This window comes from Arthrobacter sp. NicSoilB11 (genome assembly GCF_019977375.1).
Classification (GTDB): Bacteria; Actinomycetota; Actinomycetes; order Actinomycetales; family Micrococcaceae; genus Arthrobacter.
In genome coordinates this window covers 1,730,122-1,749,169 of record NZ_AP024657.1, presented here as the reverse complement: position 1 = coordinate 1,749,169, position 19,048 = coordinate 1,730,122, and the positions used below count along the sequence as shown (strand labels likewise).

The 19,048-nt window shown below is 66.6% G+C and carries 16 protein-coding genes and 1 tRNA gene; 7 read left to right on the top strand and 10 right to left on the bottom strand.

The annotated features are described in order from the left end of the window. Positions 1–67: 67 nt before the first annotated feature. On the bottom strand, positions 68–904 hold the full coding sequence (locus tag LDO14_RS08145) for a lysophospholipid acyltransferase family protein (RefSeq protein WP_026266106.1): 837 nt from the start codon (positions 902–904) through the stop codon (positions 68–70). 111 nt (positions 905–1,015) lie between these two features. Between LDO14_RS08145 and LDO14_RS08140 the strand changes: the two genes are divergently transcribed. From LDO14_RS08140 to LDO14_RS08130, 3 genes are read left to right on the top strand one after another with little or no spacing between them, the layout of a single operon-like run. Then, the gene (locus tag LDO14_RS08140; protein ID WP_018771502.1) at positions 1,016–1,804 is read left to right on the top strand and encodes an alpha/beta fold hydrolase; all 789 of its coding nucleotides are present in this window, start codon (positions 1,016–1,018) and stop codon (positions 1,802–1,804) included. Continuing rightward, positions 1,801–2,607, top strand: coding sequence for an alpha/beta fold hydrolase (locus LDO14_RS08135; protein ID WP_018771501.1), 807 nt, complete (start codon positions 1,801–1,803; stop codon positions 2,605–2,607). Before LDO14_RS08140 ends, LDO14_RS08135 begins: the two co-directional genes overlap by 4 nt. Next, entirely contained in the window at positions 2,594–3,220 is a 627-nt protein-coding gene (locus LDO14_RS08130) for a hypothetical protein (protein WP_223994729.1), read from the top strand. Before LDO14_RS08135 ends, LDO14_RS08130 begins: the two co-directional genes overlap by 14 nt. Before the next feature lie 40 nt (positions 3,221–3,260). On the opposite strand, the gene LDO14_RS08125 is transcribed toward LDO14_RS08130, so the two are convergent. Then, the gene (locus tag LDO14_RS08125) at positions 3,261–4,349 is read right to left on the bottom strand and encodes an ROK family glucokinase (RefSeq protein WP_026266105.1); all 1,089 of its coding nucleotides are present in this window, start codon (positions 4,347–4,349) and stop codon (positions 3,261–3,263) included. A gap of 171 nt (positions 4,350–4,520) precedes the next feature. On the opposite strand from LDO14_RS08125, the gene LDO14_RS08120 reads away from it, so the two are divergent. After that, complete coding sequence (locus LDO14_RS08120) at positions 4,521–6,329, top strand: AMP-dependent synthetase/ligase (protein ID WP_134164412.1); 1,809 nt, start codon at positions 4,521–4,523, stop codon at positions 6,327–6,329. A gap of 66 nt (positions 6,330–6,395) precedes the next feature. On the opposite strand, the gene LDO14_RS08115 is transcribed toward LDO14_RS08120, so the two are convergent. Then, entirely contained in the window at positions 6,396–9,794 is a 3,399-nt protein-coding gene (locus tag LDO14_RS08115) for a pyruvate carboxylase (protein ID WP_223994727.1), read from the bottom strand. A gap of 302 nt (positions 9,795–10,096) precedes the next feature. Here LDO14_RS08115 and LDO14_RS08110 point away from each other — a divergent pair, with 302 nt between their 5' ends. After that, positions 10,097–10,915: a ParA family protein gene (locus LDO14_RS08110; RefSeq protein ID WP_056389727.1), complete on the top strand. Its 819-nt coding sequence runs from the start codon at positions 10,097–10,099 to the stop codon at positions 10,913–10,915. A 74-nt stretch (positions 10,916–10,989) separates the two neighbouring features. Here LDO14_RS08110 and LDO14_RS08105 read toward each other — a convergent pair whose 3' ends face one another. The 5 genes from LDO14_RS08105 to gcvH all read right to left on the bottom strand — a co-directional run bounded on the left by LDO14_RS08105 (position 10,990) and on the right by gcvH (position 14,079). Continuing rightward, on the bottom strand, positions 10,990–11,583 hold the full coding sequence (locus LDO14_RS08105) for a MerR family transcriptional regulator (protein ID WP_018763528.1): 594 nt from the start codon (positions 11,581–11,583) through the stop codon (positions 10,990–10,992). A 234-nt stretch (positions 11,584–11,817) separates the two neighbouring features. Further along, entirely contained in the window at positions 11,818–12,321 is a 504-nt protein-coding gene (locus LDO14_RS08100; protein ID WP_018771495.1) for a bifunctional nuclease family protein, read from the bottom strand. Then, the gene (locus LDO14_RS08095; protein ID WP_018763526.1) at positions 12,321–13,037 is read right to left on the bottom strand and encodes a MerR family transcriptional regulator; all 717 of its coding nucleotides are present in this window, start codon (positions 13,035–13,037) and stop codon (positions 12,321–12,323) included. The genes LDO14_RS08100 and LDO14_RS08095 overlap by 1 nt, the downstream gene beginning before the upstream one ends. 23 nt (positions 13,038–13,060) lie before the next feature. Then, positions 13,061–13,537 carry an FHA domain-containing protein gene (locus LDO14_RS08090; protein ID WP_018771493.1) on the bottom strand — a complete coding sequence of 159 codons (477 nt, stop codon included), beginning with the start codon at positions 13,535–13,537 and terminating at the stop codon, positions 13,061–13,063. 155 nt (positions 13,538–13,692) lie between these two features. Beyond that, positions 13,693–14,079 (bottom strand): glycine cleavage system protein GcvH, encoded by a 387-nt coding sequence (gene gcvH, locus LDO14_RS08085; protein ID WP_018763524.1) that lies wholly within the window; start codon positions 14,077–14,079, stop codon positions 13,693–13,695. 168 nt (positions 14,080–14,247) lie between these two features. Here gcvH and LDO14_RS08080 point away from each other — a divergent pair, with 168 nt between their 5' ends. Together LDO14_RS08080 and LDO14_RS08075 are read left to right on the top strand one after the other, a co-directional pair. Then, positions 14,248–15,117: a DNA-formamidopyrimidine glycosylase family protein gene (locus LDO14_RS08080; protein ID WP_223994725.1), complete on the top strand. Its 870-nt coding sequence runs from the start codon at positions 14,248–14,250 to the stop codon at positions 15,115–15,117. A gap of 152 nt (positions 15,118–15,269) precedes the next feature. Then, a complete protein-coding gene (locus tag LDO14_RS08075) occupies positions 15,270–17,213 on the top strand; it encodes a polysaccharide deacetylase family protein (RefSeq protein ID WP_223994716.1) in 1,944 nt (647 codons plus the stop codon). Between the two features lie 74 nt (positions 17,214–17,287). Here the strand turns inward: LDO14_RS08075 and LDO14_RS08070 are convergent. Together LDO14_RS08070 and der are read right to left on the bottom strand one after the other, a co-directional pair. Further along, positions 17,288–17,364: transfer RNA gene (locus tag LDO14_RS08070), tRNA-Pro, on the bottom strand. A gap of 136 nt (positions 17,365–17,500) precedes the next feature. After that, positions 17,501–19,048 carry a ribosome biogenesis GTPase Der gene (gene der, locus LDO14_RS08065; protein ID WP_018772027.1) on the bottom strand — a complete coding sequence of 516 codons (1,548 nt, stop codon included), beginning with the start codon at positions 19,046–19,048 and terminating at the stop codon, positions 17,501–17,503.

Sequence of the window (19,048 nt, the reverse complement as noted above, 5' to 3'; positions counted from 1 at the left end):
GGGCACCGGGCCGTCACGCTGACCGCCGCCGCCGTCACAACTGCGGCGCGCCCCGTGGAAGGTCCGGCTACCCCGTCGCCGATGTTCCGGCGTCGTCCCCGGCGTCGTCGCGGGCACCGGGCTGCGGTACGGACGGTCCTCCGGCGCCTGGCTCCGGGACAAAACCATTGTCGGCGGCCACCGGAGCGGCAAGCGGTTCGGCTGCAGCCACGGGTTCTCCGGGCTTGCCGGCGAGCCGAAGCTTCACCACGGCGGCGTACTCGTCCACGTACTCCTGCCCGGAAAGCCTCATCAGCTGGGACATGATCTCATCCGTGACCTTGCGCTGGACCGTCCTGTCCTCTGCCTGCTCACGGTACTGGCTGAAGTCCAGCGGTTCGCCGAAGATCATCCCGATCCGGCGGATGTTGGGCAGCCGTTTGCCGATGGGCTGGACCTTGTCAGTGCCGATCATGGCAACCGGAATCACTGGGACGCCGGCCTGCAGGGCAAGCCTGGCCACGCCCACCTTGCCGCGGTACAACCGCCCGTCGGGGCTGCGCGTGCCCTCGGGGTAAATGCCCAGCAGGCCGCCTGCGTTAAGTACTTCCATCCCGGCATTCAGGGATGCGGCAGAGGCAGCGCCTCCGGACCGGTCCATGGGCAACTGGTTGGTGAGGCGGAAGAACGCGGCAGTCAGCCTGCCCTTGATTCCGGTGCCCGTGAAGTACTCGGACTTGGCCAGGAAGACCACGGGCCGCCGCACCATGAGTGGCATGAAGATGGAATCGGAGAATGAAAGGTGGTTGGAGGCGATGATGGCGGCCCCCTGCGCGGGAATATTGTCCAGGCCCTTGACCCAAGGCCGGAACAGCAGCTTGATCACCGGACCGAGGAAGATCCTTTTCATAACCCAATAGAACACGTGGTGAACCTCTCCGGAAGGCAGCCCCCGGGCCCTGCGTCGGGCCTGGCCAGCGAGTCAATGCAACCCTACTCTAGTGAGATTTGGCGGGAACAGTGACACGATGGAGTCATGACTGAAAGCAGCATCCCGACCCGGCCGGCCGCTTTCAGTTATCCAGGCCACGGGGCCAATGCCCGCATCGGGGTAGCCATATGCCACGGCTTCACGGGCAGTCCGCTGAGCATCATGCCGTGGGCGCAGCACCTGGCGGAGCTGGGGTACGCCGTATCCGTCCCCCTGCTGCCGGGGCACGGCACGGACTGGCGCCAGCTTGCGCGGACAAGCTGGAAAGACTGGTACCGCAGCTACGAAACGGCCCTCCTGGATCTCTCGGGGCGCACCGATGCCTGCTTCGCCGCGGGTCTGTCCATGGGCGGTGCCATTGCACTGCTTGCGGCGTCCCGCCACCACGTGGCCGGTGTCAGTGTGGTCAACCCCGGGCTGAGCTTCTACGACCGGCGGGTGCGGATCATAGGACTCCTCAAATACTTCCAGCGGACCACGGTTCCCATTCAGGAGGACCAACCCACGGCACCCGCGACGGACGACGGCGACTATTCGCTGACTCCGCTGGCTGCCGTGCATGAGCTGAAGAAACTGTTCGGGGCGGCAGTGCGCGGCCTGCCCCGGGTGGACGCCCCGGTCCAGGTCTTCAAGTCGCGCACTGACGCCGTTGTTCCGCCAACATCGCTGGCGCTGCTGCGCAAAGGGCTGGCCGGACACCTCGCGGAAGTGACGGACCTTGCCAGCAGCGGACATGTGGCTACTCTTGACGTTGACGCGCCCGTAATTTTCGCCCGGTCGGCAGAATTCGTCGCCGCCCACGCCCGCCGCACCAGCACCTTGGAGACGACATGACGTCCGGTCCGGACCACAGCCCCTTCAGCAGTGCCTTCAGCGGCGAAGGGCCCCGCACGGGAGTCGTCCTGTCCCACGGCTTCACGGGGAGCCCCCATGGCCTGCGCGCCTGGGCCATGGCCTTCGCCGCGGCCGGTTTCGCCGTCCGGATGCCGTTGCTGCCGGGCCACGGGACCAGTTGGCAGGACCTTGCCCGAACCCGCTGGCAGCAATGGCACGGCGCCCTGGATGACGCCTTCCTGGAACTGGACGCCGAGTGTGACCAGGTCTTCGCGGCGGGCCTTAGCATGGGCGGGGCCCTGGCCCTGCGCATCGCGGCCACCCGGCCGGTCGCCGGAGTCCTCCTGGTGAACCCCGGCCTGGTGATTGACGATCCCCGGGCGTCGCTGGCCGGGCTCCTCAAACTGGTGCTGAAAAGCACCCCGTCCATCGGCAATGACATCCTCAAGGCAGGTGTGGACGAGGGCGCGTATGCCCGCACCCCTGTGGCCGCGGCCCATGAGCTCAACAAAATGTTTAAGGACACTGTCCGGCTCCTCCCACGGGTCACGGCACCTGTCCAGGTGTACCGTTCCGCTGTGGACCATGTGGTGTCCGATGCCAGCATGGATGTCCTCCGGCGGGGCCTGGCACATGCGCCCCTGGAAGTGGTCCGGCTGGAGAACAGCTACCACGTCGCCACGCTGGACAACGACGCCGACCGCATCTTCGAGGGGTCGGTGGACTTTATCCGCCGGGTGCTGGCATCCGGGCCCGCCAGCCCGGCCGGACCGGGACAGGAGGTCCGCAGTGAACAGGCCTGATTCGGAGCAGCCGGACCAGGGTGCCAACCAGGACGACGCCGTATGGCTTGACTTGGTGGCGCGGCTCGAATCGGACACCGTGGCCATTCGGCCCGACACCCCTGTATCCGGGGAGCAACCGCCCACCGGGATTGTGCCCAATGGAACTGTGCCCCATGGAACCGGGCACAATGAAACTGCGCCCACCGGAAGTGGACCTACCGCGCCCGAAACGCCTGGCCCGTCCTCCTTCCGCGACTTCGATCCCTTGGGCCTGGCCGGGAGGCCGCCGGCCGAACCGTCTGCGGCGCAGCGCCAGGCGCCAGGTGGGCCGGACGGTCCTACGGCAAGCGGGTCCCCGGAGGGACCGCGGGACTATGAGGTGGACGACGACGGCGAGGAGTTCGTGCCGGAGGAACCGCCCAGCCTGGCCGGCACCGATCCCCTGACCATGCTGGCCTGGCTCGGCGCCGTAGGTGGACCGGTGGCGCTGCTGCTGTCGGCAATGTTCTGGCGCACGGCGCCCCTGCTGGCCATCGTCGGCATTGTTGCCGTGTTCGTGCTGGGGACGGTGTACCTGATCATGAAGCTGCCCGAAGAAAAGAACGGCGACGACGACGGCGCGAGGGTCTAGCGCAGCTCCTCCTGGGCCACCGCCGGACCAGCCGCCGTCGTCAATTGCGGACGCGGCTGCTGACGCGCGAAAGGTCGGCCGCGCCGATGAGGCCCGCGTTGGGGCCCAGGGCCGCCAACTCGATCCCTGCGGCCGGGCGGAATCCGCGGCCCGTCAGGTTCCGCGCGAACGCTTTGCGGGCCGGCTCCACCAGCAGGTCGCCCGCCGAGCAGAGCCCGCCGCCGATAACGAAGAGGCCCGGGTCCAGCGCCGCCGCCAGGTTGGCCAGCCCCAGGCCGAGCCATTCGCCAACTTCCTCGATCAGCTCCCGTGAGGCGGGATCGCCGGCCAGGGCCAGTTCGGTCACGATGGCTCCGGTGATGGCCTCGGGATGTCCGCCCACGGCTGCCAGCAGGTCGTGGGCCACCGGCGAGTTCGACCGGGCGAGGAGCCTGGCTTCGCGGCCCAGGGCGTTGCCGGAGGCGTATTGTTCCCAGCATCCGCGGTTGCCGCATTCGCAGCGGTGGCCTCCGGGCATGATGATCTGGTGGCCGAACTCCCCTGCCACGCCGAACCGGCCACGTTCCACCCTGCCGTCCATCACCATGGCGCCCCCGATGCCGGTGCCCAGCGTGATGCAGACCAGCCGGTCCTCTCCCTGCCCGGCGCCAAAGCGCCATTCGGCCCAGGCCGCGGCGTCGGCGTCGTTGGTCAGCAACACCGGACGGCGGAGGAGCCGCTGGAGGTTCTCACGCAGCGGTTCGTTGCGCCAGGCCAGGTGCGGGCTGAAGAGCACGGTTCCACCGGCCAGGTCCATCCACCCCGCAGCACCGATGCCCACGGACCAGATGCGGTGCCCCCGGCCGAGTTCCTCCACCAGTTCCACGATGACCTGCTCCACTGCCCGTGGGTCGGTGCCCGGGGTGGACCGGCGGGCTTCACTGAGGATCCTGCCTTCCGCGTCCACCACCCCGGCGGCCACCTTGGTCCCCCCGATGTCTATGCCGATGGCCAGCCCCTTGCGGCCAAGGCGAAGGTGCCCGCCCACACTTCCGTGCAACTGTCCGGCGCGGTACGTGGCGGGACGGCGGCGCCAGGGCGCTGGTCTTTTGAGGGGGCCGGCCTGATCGCCGGACGACGGTCCGTACATAGTGCACCATTCTAGGCGGGCGGAAGGATTGTCTTGACATACAGTCCCCCATGCAGCGCCCATTGACGGCTAAGTTACTCGCCAGTAGGTTTGTGTACTGCACAGTTCCGGCAGGGGTACTAGTCTTTAGGCAAACCCCTGCGCGGGACTTCAGATATCAAAGGAGCTATAGTGCGCGAATTCAGTGTTCCGCCCCTGGTTGTTGTCCCTCCGGAAACCAACATCACCGACCTGGTGCTGCGGCAGGCAGCCAAGCCCAGCAACCCGGCACTGTTTTCCCGCCTGGACTCCGCAGGCTCGTGGCGCGACGTGTCCGCCACCGAGTTCCTCGCCGACGTGAAGGCGCTGGCCAAGGGGCTCATCGCCAGTGGGGTGGGGGCGGGCGACCGCGTTGGCATCATGTCCCGCACCCGTTACGAGTGGGCACTCGTGGACTTCTCCATCTGGTTCGCCGGGGCTGTGTCGGTGCCCATCTATGAAACCTCGTCCCCTTCCCAGGTTGCCTGGAACCTGGGCGATTCCGGCGCTGTGGCGGCATTCGGCGAGTCCGCCCATCACGAAAACGTCATCCGGCAGGCCGTCACCGCCGAAGGACTCACGGCAGTGCAGCATGTGTGGCAACTCGAGGGCCAAGGCCTCGACAGCCTTCGCGAGGCAGGCCGCGACGTCAGCGATGAAGAGCTGGAGTCACGACGCAGTGCAGCCGGCCTCCACGACATTGCCACGATCATTTACACGTCGGGCACCACAGGGCGTCCCAAAGGCTGCGAACTCACGCACGGCAACTTTGTGGAGCTGTCCGACAACGCACTGGCCATCATCGGTGAAATCGTCCACGAGAACGCCAAGACCATCATGTTCCTCCCGCTGGCCCACGTGTTTGCCCGCTTCATTTCGGTGCTGGCCATGGCGGCCGGTACCACCGTGGCCCACACTCCGGACATCAAGAACCTCCTGGCCGACCTGCAAAGCTACGAGCCGACATTCATCCTTGCGGTGCCCAGGGTCTTTGAAAAGGTCTACAACTCCGCGCTGACCAAGGCGGAGGACGGCGGCAAGGGCGCCATCTTCCACCGCGCCGCCGAAACTGCCATCGCGTTTTCCAAAGCCCGCCAGGACGGACACGTGGGGCTGGGCCTGAAGCTGCGGCACGCACTGTTCGACAAACTGGTGTACGGCAAGCTGCGGGCGGCGATGGGCGGACACGTTGCCCACGCGGTGTCCGGCGGCGGCCCGCTTGGCGAGCGGCTGGGACATTTCTTCCAGGGCATCGGGATGCAGGTGCTGGAGGGCTATGGCCTCACCGAGACCACCGCCCCCATCACGGTCAACACCCCGTCCCGGATCAAGATCGGTTCGGTGGGCAAGCCCCTCCCGGGAAACGCCGTGAAGATTGCCGACGACGGCGAGATCCTGGCCAAGGGGGTCTGCGTGATGCGGGGCTACTACCGGCGGGACGACCTCACAGCAGAGGCGTTCACCGATGGCTGGTTCCACACCGGTGACATCGGCCGGCTGGACGATGAAGGCTTCGTCTGGATCACCGGCCGCAAGAAGGAGATCATCGTCACCGCGGGCGGCAAGAACGTCATCCCCGCGTTGCTCGAAGACCAGATCCGTGCCGACGCCCTAGTGTCGCAGGTCCTGGTGGTGGGTGACAACAGGCCGTTCATCGGGGCCCTGGTGACCCTCGACCAGGAAGCGCTGCCAGGGTGGCTCCAGCGCCACGGCCTTCCGGCGGACACTACCCTTGAGCAGGCGGCGGGCAACCCGGTAGTGAAGGCAGCAGTGCAGGACCTGATTACCGCGGCAAACACCTCAGTTTCCCAGGCCGAGGCCATCAAGTCCTTCCGCATCGTCCCGGCAGACTTCACCGAAGCCTCCGGGCACCTGACCCCCTCCATGAAGGTGAAGCGGGCGCAGGTGATGAAGGACTTCGAAACCGTCATCGAGGAGATGTACTCCGCGCCGCGTTCCTGACGTCCCACAACAAAGGAAGGGTCCTTCACCTTGTGAAGGACCCTTCCTTTGTTGTGCAGCCTTACCCTACTGTTCGATGACCAGCAGCAGGTCCCCGCCCTGGACCTGCTCCACCGCTGAGATGGCCAGGCGGGAAACCTTGCCGCCCACCGGCGTCGTGATGGACGCCTCCATCTTCATGGCCTCGATGGTTGCCACCGTGTCACCCGCGTTGACGGAATCGCCGGGCTTGACCGTGACGGTAACGGCACCGGCGAACGGTGCGGCCACCTGCCCGGGCTGGGCGGGATCGGCCTTCTCGGCGGCCTTGACGTTGCTGACCACCGACCGGTCGCGCACCATGACCGGGCGGGACTGGCCGTTGAGGGTGCACATGACGGTGCGCATGCCCTTCTCGTCCGGCTCCGAGACCGCCTCCAGGGAAGCAATCAGCCGGACACCGCGCTCCAGCTGGATCTCGTGCTCGGTGCCGCGCTGCAGCCCGTAAAGGTAGTCGCGGGTATCCAGCACGGAGATGTTGCCGTAAGTCTCCACGCTCTTCAGGTAGTCCTTGGTGGGACCGTCGAAGAGCAGCCGGTTCAGCGTGCGCTGGCGGGTCTTGGAATCGGACTTCAGTGCGGCGCTGTCCTCGGCGCTGAGTTCCACGTCGCGGACCTTCACGCTGCGGCCCTGGAGGGCCTTGGTGCGGAAGGGCTCCGGCCAGCCTCCGGGAGGATCACCGAGCTCGCCGGACAGGAAGCCGATCACGGAGTCCGGAATGTCGTAGTTCTGCGGATTCGCCTCAAAGTCAGCGGGATCGGCGTTCAGGCCCACCAGGTGCAGGGCGAGGTCGCCCACTACCTTAGACGACGGCGTCACCTTGACCAGGTGCCCCAGGATGCGGTCCGCGGCGGTGTACATGTCCTCGATGGCTTCGAACCGCTCCCCCAGCCCCAGCGCCATGGCCTGCTGGCGCAGGTTGGACAGCTGGCCGCCCGGGATCTCGTGCTTGTACACGCGGCCGGTGGGGCCGGGCAGGCCCGACTCGAACGGTGCGTACACGCGGCGGACGGCCTCCCAGTACGGCTCGAGCGAGCTGACGGCGTCCAGGCTGATGCCGGTGTCCCGTGGAGTGTGGGCAAGGGCGGCGACAAGGGCCGACGCCGAGGGCTGGCTGGTGGTGCCGGCCAGGGATGCGGAAGCAACGTCCACGGCATCCACACCCGCGTCGACGGCGGCCAGCAGCGTGGCCAGCTGGCCACCGGCGGTGTCGTGCGTGTGCAGGTGGACCGGCAGGTCGAACCGTTCGCGGAGGGCAGCCACGAGCCTGGCGGCAGCTGCGGGACGGAGCAGGCCGGCCATATCCTTGATCGCCAGGATGTGGGCTCCGGCGTCGACGATCTTCTGGGCCAGCTGGAGGTAATAGTCCAGCGTGTAGAGTTTCTCCTCCGGGTCCAGCATGTCGCCCGTGTAGCAGAGGGCCACCTCGGCGACGGCGGTGCCGGTGGCGCGCACGGCACGGATGGCCGGTGCCATCTGGCTGACGTCGTTCAGGGCGTCGAAAATGCGGAAAATGTCAATGCCGGTGGCGGCCGCCTCGTTGACGAACGCCTCGGTGACCTCCTCCGGGTACGGTGTGTAGCCAACGGTGTTCCGGCCGCGCAGCAGCATTTGGATGCAGACGTTCGGCATGGCGGCGCGCAGGGCAGCGAGCCGGTCCCAGGGGTCCTCCCCCAGGAAGCGCAGCGCGACGTCATAGGTTGCTCCACCCCAGGCTTCCACGGACAGCAGCTGTGGAAGGAGCGCCGTGACGGCCGGACCGGCGGCAACGAGGTCCCGGGTGCGGACGCGGGTGGCCAGCAGGGACTGGTGCGCATCGCGGAAGGTGGTGTCCGTGACGGCCACGGCGTTCTGCTCCCGCAGCGCCTTCGCGAAGCCTTCCGGCCCCAGCTCGAGGAGTTTCTGGCGCGAACCCGGTGCTGCCGTTATGCCTTTTACGTCAGGCAGCTTCCGGGCGGGATTGGAGTGCACGGTCAATTCACCGTTGGGCTTGTTGACGGTGACGTCGGCCAGCCAGGTGAGGAGCTTCGTGCCGCGGTCTGCCGAAACGCGGGCCTTGAGCAATTCCGGGCGCTGGTCAATGAAGTTCGTGGCCACATCCCCGGCGATGAAGTCGGGATCGTCCAGCACTGCCTGGAGGAAGGGGATGTTCGTGGAGACACCGCGGATGCGGAATTCGGCCAGGGCACGGCGGGCCCGGGCCACTGCTGCCGGGTAGTCCCGGCCGCGGCAGGTGAGCTTGACCAGCATGGAATCAAAGTGGGGGCTGATTTCGGCGCCGGAGTAGACCGTACCGCCGTCCAGCCGCACGCCGGCACCGCCGGCCGAACGGTAACCGGTGATCTTTCCGACGTCGGGCCGGAAACCGTTTGCGGGATCTTCCGTGGTGATGCGGCTCTGCAGTGCTGCGCCGCGCAGCTTGACGGAGTCCTGTGACAGGCCAAGGTCGGCGAGGGTCTCGCCGGAGGCGATCCGCATCTGGGCCTGGACCAGGTCCACGTCCGTGACTTCCTCGGTGACCGTGTGCTCCACCTGGATGCGCGGGTTCATTTCGATGAAGACGTGCTGGCCTGCCCGCTCGCCTTCTGTGTCCACCAGGAACTCGACGGTACCGGCGTTGACGTAGTTCAAGGCCTTGGCGAACTTCACCGCATCGCGGTAGAGGGCCTGGCGGATGCCTTCATCCAGGTTGGGGGCCGGAGCGATCTCGATGACCTTCTGGTGCCGCCGCTGGATGGAACAGTCGCGCTCGAAAAGGTGCATGACGTTGCCTTCGGCGTCCGCGAGGATCTGCACCTCGATGTGCCGCGGGCGCAGGACAGCCTGCTCCAGGAACATGGTGGGGTCACCGAAAGCCGCGTCCGCTTCGCGCATGGCCGATTTCAATGCCTCGGGCAGGGCCTCGCGGGTATCCACGCGGCGCATGCCGCGGCCGCCGCCGCCTGCCACAGCCTTGGCGAAGATGGGGAATCCGATCTCATCGGCCGCGGCCAGGAGCTCGTCCAGGTCCTTGGACGGCTCGCTGGACTTCAGGACCGGCACACCCGCCTCGCGGGCCGCCTTCAGTGCGGCAACCTTGTTGCCCGCAAGCTCCAGCACCTCGGCGGGCGGACCCACGAAGGTGATGCCGGCTTCCTTGGCCGCACGCGCCAGGTCCGGGTTTTCCGACAGGAAGCCGTAGCCCGGGTAGATGGCGTCCGCGCCGGACTCCTTGGCCACCCGTACCACTTCTGCGACGTCGAGGTATGCCCGGACGGGGTGGCCTTCCTCGCCAATCAGGTACGCCTCGTCCGCTTTCTGGCGGTGGATCGAGTTTCGGTCCTCTTGGGGAAAAACGGCAACGGTCTTGGCGCCCAGCTCGTAGCCGGCGCGGAAGGCCCTGATCGCGATTTCACCGCGGTTGGCCACCAGAATTTTGGAAAACATGCTTCTCCTGCATCATTGCGGGGTGGATCGATGAGTGGTCACAGTGTCTAGGACCTACAAGGACAAACACAAATCTTTGTGGCAACAGTCACAGATTTTCCCGTCATGTCCCGATCGCTTTCAGCCTGGCTGGCGGAAACCGCCCCGGCAGCACAGTCGGTGCCATGCCGACGCCCGGTAAAGCAGGATTCGCCGACGCATCAACATATGATGAGTAGGGCGGCAGGACCGTCCGGCTTCGGCTCTGCCGAGGCAAACATTACCCCCAACACGGCATCCGGCGTTAGGTTTTGGTCTCTCAAGTGCAAGTAGTCAGCATCAGCAGCCTCAAGGGTGGAGTCGGCAAGACTTCCGTCACCACAGGATTGGCGTCTGCGGCGCTTGCCGCCGGAGTCCGCACGCTGGTGGTGGACCTGGATCCGCACGCCGACGCCACCACGGCCCTCGGCGTACAGCCGGGCGACCAGTTGGATATCGGCCGGATGCTGAAGAGCCCACGAAGGGCGAAACTGGCCGGGAACGTGGTGCGCAGCAGCTGGGCTGACCGCACCCCCTCCAACGGCGCCGGGCCCGCTGTCCTGGATGTCGCCGTCGGCTCTGCCTACACCGGAATCTACGACCGGCCGGACCTTGGCCGCCGGGACCTCCGCAGGCTTTCCGCCGTGCTCGCCGGCACGGAAGAGTACCAGCTTGTCCTCATCGATTGCCCGCCGTCACTCAACGGCCTGACGCGCATGGCGTGGGCCGCCAGCGACAAGGTCGCCCTGGTTGCCGAACCTGGCCTGTTCTCGGTTGCCGGCACGGAACGCACCATGCGGGCCATCCAGCTGTTCAAGCAGGAGTTTGCGCCCAATCTGTCACCGGCGGGCATCGTGGCCAACCGCGTCCGCAGCGGCTCTTCCGAGCACACCTACCGCCTGGCGGAGATGGAGTCCATGTTCGGCGAACTCCTCCTGAGCCCGCGGATTCCCGAACAGGCCAACTGGCAGCAGATCCAGGGCGCGGCGCACCCCGTCCACCACTGGCCCGGGGATTCAGCCAAGTCCGCGGCCGGGTTGTTCGACGAACTGCTGTCCACCCTGATGGCGTCCGGCAAGGGCCTGCGCAGCCGCGCCCGCTAGGACCTCACGTCTTAAACAATCAGGGCGGCCCTCCAACTGGAGGGCCGCCCTGATTGTTTACGTGTAAGAACCGGTCAGCTGATCTTCCGGGCAGCGCGCCGTTTGCTCAGTTCATCGTCCGGAAAGGACTGCTCGGCGGCATGCTCGCTGGGCAGGGACGCGAGGCTGCCTTCCACCTCGCGCCAGACGCGTCCCACGGCAATGCCGAAAACGCCTTGGCCGCCCTGCACCAAATCAATGACTTCGTCCGCGGACGTGCACTCGTAGACACTGGCGCCGTCGCTCATGAGCGTGATCTGGGCCAGGTCCTCGACGCCGCGTTCCCGGAGGTGTTCAACGGCGGTGCGGATCTGCTGAAGGGAAACGCCGGTGTCGAGGAGCCGCTTGACCACCTTGAGCACCAGGATGTCCCTGAATCCGTACAACCGCTGGGAGCCGGATCCTGCCGCGCCGCGGACGGCCGGCTCAACCAGGCCCGTCCGGGCCCAGTAATCGAGCTGGCGGTAAGTAATGCCTGCTGCCTTGCAGGCCGTAGGACCGCGGTAGCCGGCGTCCTCGTCCAGTACGGGAAGGTCCTCGGTGAACAGGAGGCCCTGGGCACCGCTCACGGGCACAGCAACACCAGCCGTGGGCTGTTTCAGCCCGCCTGCTTCGCCTTTGGGACTCACCTGGATCCTCCTTGTCGTACGCTCCCGGGAACTTGTAACGGCAAGCCTTGGCATGAAGACCATGCGTGTAATTATTCCGCGGGGCGCACTTTCCAGTGTGACTTGCGCGGCTGCCGTAAGCAAGGGAACTTGATACTTCGACGTTAGGCCCGGCAGGTCCCCAGGTCAAAGACCTTCGGGGGTTGGAAGAGGCGTGTCGAAACTTTCAGGCTTAACTTTAACCTTAACGTGACCTTAGCCGTCGAAATCCTCAGGTTCCACATCGTCAAGGAACTCACGGAAGCGGCGCAGTTCGCGCTCCTCATCCACGGTGGGGCCGGGCTCTGTATCCTCGCCTTCGTCGTGCTCAGTGATGCGGACGCCGGCCTCATCCATCACGGAGTCGGCGCACCAGATCCGGCACTTGGCGCGGAGCGCCACCGCAAGGGCATCAGACGCCCGCGAGCTCACCGTGGTCCCATTTTCGAACTGCAGCTGCCCGTAGAAGATGTTGTCCTCCACCGCGACGATGTTGACACTGACCACTGAGTGGCCCAGGGACTCCACGACGTCCACCAGGAGATCATGGGTCATGGGCCGGGGCGGGACCACACCCTGCTGGGCAAGGGCGATGGCGCTGGCTTCCGGGGTGCCGATCCAAATGGGGACGTGGCGTTCGCCGTGCATCTCCTTGAGCAGGACCAGCGGCTGGTTTGAAGGCAGTTCGATGCGAACGCCTACAATCTCGACTTCAATCATCAGATGTCCATGCGTGAGATGTGGTCCTGCACCAGGGCCCGGTGCAGGGTGAGGCAAAGATCGCTGATCTCGCGGGCCGCCTCTGCCGCGCGCGCCTGTGATGCAGAGTCCTTGCGCGAGGCAAGCGGCGCCACAGCGCGTTCCACCAGGCCGAATTCCCGTTCGGCCGCGGCCTGGAAAGGCCGCAGGTGCCTTGGTTCCAGCCCGTGGCTTTCCAGCTGGACGCACGCGCGGGCCACCTGGAGGGCATGTTCGTCGAACTGGCCGTTGCTGTGGCTGATGAGCCCGAAGCTCAGGAGCGACTGCAGCAGGGGCACGCTGGCGCCGGATTCGGTGCGGAGCTGTTCCTCGCTCAGTTTCCGGCCGCGGTTCTGAAGTTCGGCGGCCAGCTCGTCGGAGACTATGCGCGGGGAAACCACGACGCCGGGAGGCAGGTTCTCCGGCCGTTCCCCCCTGTCAATGGCGTCAAGGTAGTCCTTGATGACTTTCAGGGGCAGGTACTGGTCCCGCTGCAGGGCCAGTACAAAGCGCAGCCGCTCCACGTCACCGTCGGAATACTGGCGGTAGCCGGCAGGGGTGCGGCGTGGGTTGATCAGTCCCTTTTCCTCAAGGAACCGGATCTTCGACGCGGTCATGCCAGGGAAGTCGGCGCTCAGCTGGGCGAGAACTTCGCCAATGTTCAGGACCTGGGGGCCCCGGCGTTCCGGTTGTGCCATTGCCACAGGCAGCGGTCCCCGGGTCAGCTGCGGCCTGCAGCCGTGGCAGGGCTCAGGTAGAAGGTGAGGCGGAATTTGCCGATCTGGACTTCGCTGCCGGACCTCAGCTCCACGCGGTCCACGCGGTCGTGGTTGACGTAGGTGCCGTTGAGGCTGTTCATGTCCACGACTTCGAAGCTGCGTGCCGTGCGCCGGAATTCGACATGGCGGCGCGAAACCGTGACATCGTCCAGGAAGATGTCCGCGTCCGGGTGGCGCCCCGCGGTGGTCACGTCCGAATCCAGCAGGAACCGGGCGCCGGCATTCGGCCCGCTGTGGGCCACGAGGAGCGCGGAACCGGCGGGCAGGGCTTCCACCGAGTTGCGCTCTTCCGAGGACAGCCTGGGCGCGATGGTGGGTTCATCGGTGATGGGGGTCAGATGGATCGAGGTGGTCTCCGACGCCTTAGCCGCACCCGTGCCGTAATCCCCATCGGCAGGGTTGTGTCTGTGGCCAGCCATGGATTCCTCCTCTGTGACGCTGCAGGCGCAAACCTGCAGCCAACGTTTGCTCTCCGGCCCTGCCAGCAGGTCCGGCGCCGGCTCCCGATCCGGGGGCTGACGTGCGAAGACGCTTTGCCTGCGGCGCGGGGCCGGACCGGAATTACCGGTTAGCTTTAGCCTACCTGTTGTTCGTACTCGGATGCACTGAGCAGGGACTCAACTGCATCCGGTTCGGCGAGTTTGACCTCGATGAGCCAGCCGTCACCGTAGGGATCGGTGTTGATCAGGGCCGAATCGCTGTCCAGGGAGTCGTTCCGGGCCACCACTTCGCCGGAAACGGGTGCGTAGATGTCGCTCACGCTCTTGGTCGACTCGACCTCGCCCACCACTTCGTTCGCCGTAATCTTCGTGCCGACTTCGGGCATCTGGGCGTAGACGACATCTCCAAGGGCGTCCTGGGCAAAGTCGGTGATTCCCACGCGGACCACGCCGTCGGCATTCGGGGCCGTGACCCACTCGTGTTCGGCGGTGTAGGACAGGTCTTCGGGAATGTTGCTCATGGGTGGCCTTTCATCGGGGTACGCGCCAATGTCAAAAAGGGGCCCGTAAAACGGGCCGCCGCTGAAAGTATAGGCATAACTGCCGGGGCCGGCGCGGGCGTTTCTGACAAGATGGGACCCATGAGTGCAAGCACCGGTTCAGCATGCCGGGGACAGGAAAGGTAGGCCATGCCGGAACTGCCTGAAGTCGCCGGTCTGGCCGCGTTCCTTGATGAACAGCTGCGGGGCTGCGTTGTAGCGAAACTCCAGATTGTCTCGTTTGCCGTGCTCAAGACGGCCGATCCGCCGTTCAACGCCATCGAGGGCCGCACCGTGTCCGGTGTCCGCCGGTTCGGAAAGTTCATCAGCATTGACACGGACGGCATTTCCCTGGTGTTCCATTTGGCGCGCGCGGGCTGGGTGCGCTTCACGGACTCCCCCGCCGACAGCCAGCTCAGGATGGGCAAGGGCCTCATCGCAGTGCGGGCTGCTTTCTCCGGTCCCGACGGGCCGCGCGGGCTGGACCTGACGGAAGCGGGCACCAAGAAAAGCCTGGCCGTCTACGTCGTGCGGGATCCGCAGGACGTGCCGGGCATCGCCACGTTGGGCCCGGATCCGTTTACCGAGGCGTTCGACGCCGACATGCTGGCTGCGATCCTGGCCGGCAGTTCGCAGCAGGTCAAGGGACTGCTGCGCAGCCAAAGCGTGATCGCCGGCATCGGCAACGCTTACAGCGACGAGATCCTCCATGCCGCCCGGGTCTCTCCGTTCGCCATCGCCAAATCCCTGGACCGGGAGACGGTGCAGGTGCTGTACGACGCCATCCACAGCGTGCTGGGCGAGGCGCTGGCCGAAGCAGCCGGCAAGCCGCCCAAGGACCTCAAGGACGTCAAACGCAGCCACATGCGGGTTCACGCCCGGACCGGACAGCCCTGCCCCGTCTGCGGCGACACGGTACGGGAAGTCTCATTCGCGGACACTGCCCTTCAGTACTGCCCCACCTGCCAGACCAAAGGCAAGATCCTGGCCGACCGCAGGACTTCGAAGTTCCTGAAGTAGGAAGATCCGGCACCCAAGGCATCCCGCGGCTGCGGACGGTGTCGCGGGTGACCGGATTGCGGTTCGGGACCTCTGGCCCTGCCCCGGAACACCCCTGGGGCGTAGCGTCTTGACCAAGGCTCGCATGTCTCGGTCACCACGAAGGGGTCACAATGCGCAGGTCCCGCCCCACAGTCATCGGAATGGCCTTGGCCCTCGCCCTCGGCGGTGGTCTCGGGGGCACGGCCCTGGTGCCCGCCGCGGCCGCCGTACCAGCGGTGGCGGTGCAGCGGAGCGGTCCGGCGTCGATGGCGGTCCAGCAGGCCGGTGACGACGCGATTGTCCAGCATTACGAGCAGCTCGGCGGCAGCGCATCGTTCCTCGGCACGCCAGTCGGGAGCGCGTACGACATCGCTGGGGGCCGCGCGCAGGATTACACGGCCGGCACCATCTACTGGAGCCCCGGCACCGGAGCCCACGAGGTCCATGGGGCAATCCGCGGACGCTATCTCGCCTTCGGCGGACCCGCAGGCCTCCTGGGCTTCCCACTCACCGACGAGACCGCCACCCCGGGCGCCGCCGGCCGATACAACGACTTCGCCGCAGGATCCATCTACTGGAGCCCCGCCACCGGAGCCCACGAAGTGCACGGGGCAATCCGCGGACGCTATCTCGCCTTCGGCGGACCCGCAGGCCTCCTGGGCTTCCCACTCACCGACGAGACCGCCACCCCGGGCGCCCCCGGCCGACACAACGACTTCGCCGCAGGATCCATCTACTGGAGCCCCGCCACCGGAGCCCACGAAGTGCACGGGGCAATCCGCGGACGCTATCTCGCCTTCGGCGGACCCGCAGGCCTCCTGGGCTTCCCACTCACCGACGAGACCGCCACCCCCGGCGCCCCCGGCCGATACAACGACTTCGCCGCAGGATCCATCTACTGGAGCCCCGCCACCGGAGCCCACGAGGTGCACGGGGCAATCCGCGGACGCTATCTCGCCTTCGGCGGACCCGCAGGCCTCCTGGGCTTCCCACTCACCGACGAGACCGCCACCCCGGGCGCCCCCGGCCGATACAACGACTTCGCCGCAGGATCCATCTACTGGAGCCCCGCCACCGGAGCCCATGAGGTGCACGGGGCAATCCGCGGACGCTATCTGGAGCTCGGCGGCCCGGCAGGCGTGCTCGGATTCCCGCTGACGGACGAGACAGGCACCCCCGACGGGGTCGGCCGGTACAACCACTTCAGCGGCTCGAATGCCGGCTCGTCGATCTACTGGTCGCCCGCCACCGGAGCCCACGAGGTGTACGGCGCAATCCGGGCCCAGTGGGCGGCCCTCGGCTGGGAGCGCAGCCGGCTCGGCTACCCAACCAGCGGCGAGTACGGCATCACGGGCGGCCGCCGCAATGACTTCCAGCACGGTTCGATCCTGTGGCACGCGGCCAGCGGCAGGATCGAGGTCATCTACACCAGCGTCCCGCCGGCGCTCCTGGGCGTGGATCTTGAGCGCATTCCGACTGCGCAGAAGGTTGTCGCGCTCACGTTCGACGCCGGCGCCAACGACGCCGGCCTCCGATCGATCCTCGCCACCCTCGCAGCCAACGGCGTCCCGGGCACGTTTTTCCTCACCGGAGACTGGGTCAACCAGTTCCCCTCCGACCCGGCGCTGATCTACAACGCGGGGCATCGGATCGGCAATCACTCCATGACCCACCCGGACTTTACCGCCCTGACGGACGCCCAGATCACGGCCGAGATCAGCAGCGCGCAGAGGACCATCGAGGCCGCTGGAGGCGACCCGCTCCCGTTCTTCCGCTTCCCGTTCGGCGCCCGCGATTCCCGCACGATTGCAGACGCCAACGCCGCCGGGTACGCGGCGATCCGGTGGACCGTCGACACCTTGGGTTGGCAAGGAACCATGAACGGAACGCGCGGCCCGGGCTTTGTCGTCCAGCGCATCATGGCTTCCGCACAGCCCGGGGAGATTGTCCTGATGCACCTCGGCTCGAACCCCGACGACGGTTCAACGCTCGACGCCGCGGCCCTCCCGCAGGTGATCTCCCAGCTCCGGGCGGCAGGCTACGGCTTCGTCACCCTCGACGCCGCCCTCGGCTAGCTGGGCCACCGACGGGCTGGTCCATATCCCACCAACGCAAAAGCCGCGGAAACCCTAAGGTTTCCGCGGCTTTCTGGTCGGGCTGACAGGATTTGAACCTGCGACCCCTTGACCCCCAGTCAAGTGCGCTACCAAGCTGCGCTACAGCCCGCTGGTTCCGCCGTTCTCCGCTGAACTCAACCCGAGGGTTTTCATCAGCAGTCCGGCCGAACCACCTAGAAGAGCTTACACGATCCGGAGGGGTGCCTGTGACACTTTCCGGTGATCAGCCCCAAGGTGTGTCGCAATTAACGCTTCCGGCCACGCTTCTCGCGCACGCGCATGCTGACCTCAATCGGGGTTCCCTCGAATCCGAAGGTCTCCCGCAGGCGGCGGGTGATGAAACGGCGGTACCCGGGGTCCAGGAATCCCGTGGTGAACAGCACGAATTTGGGCGGGCGGCTGGAGGCCTGGGTGCCAAAGAGGATGCGGGGCTGCTTGCCGCCGCGGACCGGGTGGGGGTGGGCGGCCACGAGCTCACCCAGGAAGGCGTTGAGGCGCCCGGTGGCGATCCGCTTGTCCCAGTTCTCCAGGGCAAGGTCCAGGGCCGGGACCAGGCGGTCCTTGTGCCAGCCGGTCTTTGCCGAAATGTTGACCCGCGGCGCCCATTCCACATGGGCCAGGTCCTGCTCGATCTCGCGCTCCAGGTAACGGCGGCGTTCATCGTCGAGCAGGTCCCACTTGTTGAATGCCAGGACCAGCGCGCGGCCGGACTCGATGGCCAGCTGCAGGATGCGCACGTCCTGTTCGCTGAGGACCTCGTCCACGGCGAGAAGCACGACGGCGACCTCCGCCTTCTCGAGCGCGGCCTGCGTCCGAAGTGAGGCGTAGTAGTCAGCGCCCTGCGCCATGTGCTGGCGGCGGCGGATGCCGGCGGTGTCCACAAAGCGCCAGGTGCGGCCGCCGAGTTCAATGAATTCGTCAACGGGGTCACGCGTGGTTCCTGCGGTGTTGTCCACCACTACGCGCTCGGATCCTGCAAGCTTGTTCAGCAGCGAGGACTTGCCCACGTTGGGGCGGCCGATCAGGGCGATACGGCGCGGGCCGCCTGAGCGGTCCGTTCCCTCGATCGTTGAGTATTCAGGGAGCACGTCCATGACGTGGTCCAGGAGGTCCGCGACACCTCGGCCGTGAAGGGCAGAGACCGGGTAGGGCTCGCCGAAACCGAGGCCCCACAATGCGGCGCTGTCCGCTTCCTGGGCGAAGTCGTCCACCTTGTTGGCCACCATGATGACCGGCTTCTTACTGCGGCGCAGCATCTTCATGACGCCTTCGTCCGTGGCGGTGGCGCCCACTGCGGAGTCCACCACGAAAAGCACGGCGTCGGCGAGTTCCACGGCCATCTCGGCCTGCTCGGCGACGCGGGCGTGGATGCCGCGGGCGTCGTGCTCCCAGCCGCCGGTGTCCACCAGCGTGAAGTTGCGGCCGTTCCAGTTCGCGGAGTACATGACCCGGTCACGGGTGACGCCCGGGGTGTCCTCCACCACTGCTTCGCGGCGGCCCAGGATGCGGTTCACCAGCGTGGACTTCCCCACGTTTGGCCGGCCGATGATTGCCAGGACGGGATCCAGCTTGACGGGACCGTCAAAGTCCTCGTCGCCGTACTCCCCGCTCAGCAGGGCGGCATCGTCCTCGTCAAGCTCGTAATCCTCCAGGCCGGCCCGGAGGGAGGCGGCACGCAGCTCCGCTTCGTCGTCGCCAATCGCTGCCAGCCGTTCGGCAACCTGGTCGGTGCCGGTGGGAGTGTATTCGTCGTCGGTGCCGGAAGGCCCGGAAGTCTGGGTGGTATCGCTCAT